Source organism: Streptomyces sp. MB09-01, from assembly GCF_033794505.1.
Taxonomy (GTDB): domain Bacteria; phylum Actinomycetota; class Actinomycetes; order Streptomycetales; family Streptomycetaceae; genus Streptomyces.
The window spans coordinates 1-5,057 of sequence record NZ_JARAYQ010000408.1 but is presented as its reverse complement, the minus strand read 5'-3'; the positions used below and the strand labels follow the sequence as shown (position 1 = coordinate 5,057).

At 70.2% G+C, this 5,057-nt stretch carries 4 protein-coding genes; 1 reads left to right on the top strand and 3 read right to left on the bottom strand.

Annotation, left to right across the window (positions count from 1 at the left end):
- The 3 genes from cas5e to casB form a co-directional block, all read right to left on the bottom strand.
- Positions 1–425, bottom strand: a 425-nt coding sequence (gene cas5e, locus PV721_RS41155; RefSeq protein ID WP_319733674.1) for a type I-E CRISPR-associated protein Cas5/CasD, incomplete at its 3' end; no start/stop codon positions are given.
- Positions 422–1,873 carry a type I-E CRISPR-associated protein Cas7/Cse4/CasC gene (locus PV721_RS41150; RefSeq protein WP_319733672.1) on the bottom strand — a complete coding sequence of 484 codons (1,452 nt, stop codon included), beginning with the start codon at positions 1,871–1,873 and terminating at the stop codon, positions 422–424. The genes cas5e and PV721_RS41150, both read right to left, overlap by 4 nt.
- A 63-nt stretch (positions 1,874–1,936) precedes the next feature.
- A complete protein-coding gene (casB, locus tag PV721_RS41145; RefSeq protein ID WP_319733670.1) occupies positions 1,937–4,072 on the bottom strand; it encodes a type I-E CRISPR-associated protein Cse2/CasB in 2,136 nt (711 codons plus the stop codon).
- Positions 4,073–4,136: 64 nt separating this feature from the next.
- Here casB and PV721_RS41140 point away from each other — a divergent pair.
- Positions 4,137–5,057 (top strand): CRISPR-associated endonuclease Cas3'' (locus PV721_RS41140; protein ID WP_319733668.1); only part of this gene is annotated, 921 nt, incomplete at its 3' end.

The following is a 5,057-nucleotide window of genomic DNA, read 5'->3' as shown; positions in this document are numbered from 1 at the left end:
GCGATGTTCTTGGGGGCGCTGTACCAGTCGGCGAGGGTGGGGCTGGTGATGTGGCCGAAGGCGGGGCCGTGGTCGTCGGTGAGGGCTGCGGCGGCGCGGTCGGCCCTGAGGGGGTCGGTGATGATGTCGCGGGGGCGCAGGGGGTAGTTTCCGCCGCCGGCGGTGTGGAAGTCGCAGGTGAGGCGGCCTGGGCGGTCGGCGCGGACGCCGAAGCGCAGGGCGGCGAGCTCGGCCAGGGGAAGGAAGTCGTCGCCTTCCTGGCGGATTTCGTCGCGGTCGTGGCCGTCAGCGGCGGCGAGCAGGCCGATGACGCCGCTCTTGGTGGGCCGGTTGAGGGTGTCGCGGTCGTTGTAGGGGGAGCGGATTCCCCAGGACTGCATGACGGCTTCGAGCCGGATGAGCAGGGTGTGGGGTGCCGTGGTCATGCGGGCTGTCCTGCGGGGCAGTACGGGCTGAGCTCGGCCGGGTGGTCCACCTCGGTGGGTCCGAGGTTCCCGGCGTCGCGCAGGCCGTCGAGGTACTTGGTGGTGGCGATGTCGTAGCTGAGGACGGTCCCGGGGTCGACGTGCTGCTTCCTGGTGATCATGGCGTGGTGCTCCAGGAGCCGCTCGGCGGCGATCAGGCTCGGAACACCCTCATGGCGGTGGATGGCCTTCTCGAACACGGCGGCGTAGTTGTACGGCCGGGGGCCGACGTGGGCCAGGACCAGCTTGGGCAGTGTCCCGGGTGCGGCGGTCGTGTTCTTCTTCGCGCTGGGCACGGCGTTGACGAAGGCGGTGACGAGGGCGAGCTCGGCATCCTGGGCGGCGCGCTCGGCGTCTTCGGGGCTCATACCGCCGTTGATGAGGTTGCGGCGCAGCTGGACGCGGTCGAGGACGCTGTGGGCGTAGAAGGTGCCGTTGAAGAAGTTCTGGTGCCCGGTCATGCCCGCGCCCCGGTCGTCGAGTGCGTATCCGTCCGATGCCTCCGGGGCTGCCGCATCGAAGGGAGCTGCGGCGTTCAGGCGTGCGAGGGCATCGGTGAAGTCGGTCCCCACCCGCTGGCGGGCGATCTTGAAGTCGTCCGCGGCGCTGAAGAAGTCCCGGACGATCGACGCCGGCTCCACACTCAGCGCGGTGGTGGTCTGGATCGCGCCGTCGACGTTTCCGGCGCTCGCGACCTCGGCGAGGAACCGCCCGTACAGGGCGATGTCGATGGCGTCGGCCGGGGCCAGCCCGCAGATCAGCCGTGATTTGATCCGCGCCGGCATCGGCGCCACCTTCTCTTCCCGTGCCGAGGCTTCGCCCTCGGCCTCCGGGCTGTCGGCCTCCCCATCCATGGCTTCGTCTGCCGTCGCCGCCGCCTTGCCCTTGCCCTTCTTCTTGCCCTTGCTCTTGGCCTCCGCCGCCGCTGTTGCCGCGTCGGCCACTGCAGTGGCCCACGCCTCCAGTTCAGGCCGGTGCTCTTGAATGATCTGGGCCAGCGTCGAGCCGGTCTTCTCGGGGGCGAAGACCATCACCTTGGTCAGGAACGCGGTGTTGGGGGTGGAGCCGAAGTTCAGGCCGACGCCCCGCAGCGAGGTCCGAGCCATCTCCAGTGCTGCCTGCGCCTCCCATCCGTGTTCGTCACGCAGTGCCTCGGCGACCCGCACAGCCCATTCCCGTGTCCGGACGCCCCAGGCGTGGGCAGCCAGGGGGCCGGTGCCGAGGTTGGCCTCGTCGCGCAGGTGGATCCGGTCGGCGCGGCGCTGGCTCTGGGGACTGAGGATGACGCGTTCTGCGTCCCCGTAGGTGGACGTCTTGGGCTCGCCGGCGTCGTCGCGTACGAGCAGCACGTGGGCGAAGGTGGTGAGCGAGTGGAGGCTGAGGTACCGCGTGGCGGCGTCGATGGTCATGAGGCAGCTCCTTCACGTAGCGGGGGTCACGAGTGGCTTCGGTTCGTCGGGGACGATCAGGGGTCAGCGGGTGGCGGCCCGGCGGATCCGGGCGCCGGGGGTGTAGAAGCTCTCCCCCCACCGCTCTCGGACCTGGCCACCGCCGGACCAGGCAGCGAGGTCGTCGGCGAGGGTTGCCCAGTGGGGCGGCACCGCATTCACGGAGCGCAGCCGTTCCACCGCACGGAACAGGTGGCTCTCCTCGACTCTCTGGCTGGGCATCACGAGCAGACGGAAGAGCCGCTCGACACCGGGGTCGCGGGCCCCGCGCTCACGGCCTGCACCGATCCGCCGGCACGCCGCTCCCAGGTCGCCGGAGCCGAATACCCGCACCGGGTCCGTGGTGGGGATGCTGCGGTGGTAGCGGGCGAAGAGCCTCGCGGTGAGTAGATGCGCGGCCTTGATCTCGTCTGTCCCCGCGAAACGGCAGGCCAGTGACCGCGCCTCCGTCTCGTGGTGATGTTCGGGGACCGTCAAGGCCTTGAGGAGGGTGTGGTTGCGTGAGGTGACCAGCTTCGCCAGCCAGCCGGCCAGAGCACGGCTGTCCGTCGTGGCCTCGGCCGGTGATACACGGGTGGCGGTGGGCACGGTGGCCTCCAGGAACTCGGACGGGAATGCACGAGGGTTGTGCAGCGCGGCATCCAGCTGGGCGAGAGCCTGCAGCCGTGCCTGGAACCCGGAGCCCGATTCGGGTAGGCAGCTCAGCGATTCCCGCATCGAGGCCCGGGTCGTTGCGACCAGATCGACAGCGAAGCGAGCCCGGGCCGCCCGCTTGCACTCGCCGGAGGCGACGTCGTCCAGGAGCCGGTGGAAGTGCTCCTCGTAGCGGGCCCACAGTTGGGGAGCGGACAGCAGGCGCGCCAGGAGCTGCTTGCGTTCGTCGGGCCTTGCCCGGGGGAAAGCCGCGTCCCTGGCCACAGCGGCTGCGCCGGCAGCGGCACGTTCGGCCTTCTCGCACCACTGCGCGCCGTCCGTCGCCGCCAGGTACAGCTCCTCGCGCAATGCGCCGACGAAGGGGAACGTCTCACTGACCCAACCGAGGAAACTGCTCTTCGCGGTGAGCAGTCCGACCGACAAGATGTCCACCCGCCGGCCAAGACCCTCCAGCCGGGAGAACAGGTCACAGCCCTTCGCGTTGTCCGGGTCGGCGCCCGCATACAAGGAAGGGGACGTGCGCCACAGGGCCCGGTCGATCCGAGCCTGCTGAGGTCGGCCCGCCACCAGGACCGCGTCCTGCAGCAGCCGCGGTGGCAGAGGTGTCATCAGCTCGCCGCCGCCGACCAGGACCCGGTCGACGACGATCTCGCCGTCGGGCCGTCGGGCCGGAGCCAGCGCCACCGAGCGGCCCAGCCAGCTGTGCAGGTCCGCCGGACCGTCCACCGGCCGGGCCCGAGACGCACCCGGGCCGGTGAACACCCGCCGGTCCGGTCGCGGGTCACTCCAACAGAGGTTGATCCTTCCAGCGGCCGACCGGGCCACCGGCGTGATGTTCAGCCGCAGGGTGTCGGCCAGGCTCCTTCCCATGGCCAGGTTCCGCACCCGCATCGCGTTGCGGGTCACCGCCCCGTAGGTGAACGCCCTCCCCAGCCATTCGTTCTGCGCCATCATCCGGCCGCCGGTGTCGTACCCGTGCAGGACCAGCATCGCTGCGAAAGCTTCGTGGACCGGAGGCCGGCGCTCGTGGTGCAGGTGGACGTGCTCGGCGAGCTGGGCGCTGTGCCCGGCTCGTTCGATGTCGAGCTGCGCGGGCCCGTAGCCGTGCCGTGGCAGGAAGGGCAGCAGGTCAGCGTTCTGCCCGAGCGGACGCTCGGGATGGAACAGGTCGAGCCGGCCGTCGAACTCGCTTCCCGACAGCGCCTTGGCGACCTCGTCCAGCGGACGGCGGTCCTCCACCCACTCCCGCCACTCCCTCTCTGTGCGGGGAAAGGCATCGACCCCGTACATGAGAGCCAACAGGAGGTCGTGGAACGCGATCAGAGCTCCCGGACTGCGGTGCGCCAGCGCGATGTCCTCGGACTGCTCGAAGGTTTCCAACAACGTCAGCAGTCGGAGGCGTTTGTCCTGGTCAGAGCCGATTGTCAGTGCCGGGATACACACTTTGTCCCGCACATCGTACGTAATGCGCTCAGACGGGACTCTTGTGGTCAGAACTGATGTCATGAGGAGCTATGCCCCTTCTCTGGGAGATGGGGCACAGCTTGGCGGGCCGCAAACTGGAGAACTGGTGAGCGACGCGCGGGAGTCCCCCGTTCAGCCGCTGCTCCCGATGTGGCTGTGGCTATGGGCCAAGACCGACCTCCACGGCCTCAGCCGGAAACGAGGCGGCCCCGCCTGGAACAGCCTCCTCGCCCACTGCCTCGACACCGCTGCTGTCTGCGGCGCGCTCATCGACCACCACCTGTCCGCCCCCGCACGGGCCCGCCTCGCCGACGCCTTCGGCGCCGGCAACCTGGCCACGGCACGCCGCGTCCTGATGCTCCTGGCCGCCCTGCACGACATGCCCGGCAAGGCCACTGCCTCCTTCCAGATGCTCTTCGCCGCCCTGCGAACCCGAGACACCGAACTCGCCGAAGCCGGACAGCACTGGGTTCAGGCCGCAGCCCGCGCGGGCCTGCCCCTGACCGGACCACGGCCCGACGCGCGCCCGCACGCCCACGTCACCGCCCGCTACCTGCCGGCCCTGCTCGGCTGCCTCTGCCCGCGCTGCCGAGGCGCCGACGGCCGCATCCCGCAGGAACTGCCCCTGCACGACATCGCAGCCCTACTCGGCGGACACCACGGCGATATCCCCAACAGCTCGACGATCCGCGCGGCCGGCCTCCGGCTCGATCCGCTCTGGCACACCATGCACCGCGCACTCGCCGACGAACTCGCCCGTCTCCTGGACGTCGATCTCCAGCTCCTGCCCGGCCTGATCCGACTCGAACGCCCCTGCATCCCCGTGCTCTTCGCCGGCCTCGTCGTCCACAGCGACTGGATCGCCTCCAACGAGAACCTGTTCACCTACCGCACCCCGGACACCGCCGGAACCGACACCAGCGCCTGGTGGCAGGCCAGCCAGGACCAGGCCGAAGCCGCCATCACGACCCTGCGCCTCCACCGCTGGAACCCCAGCCCCATGACCTGGGCCGAACAGATGCCCAAC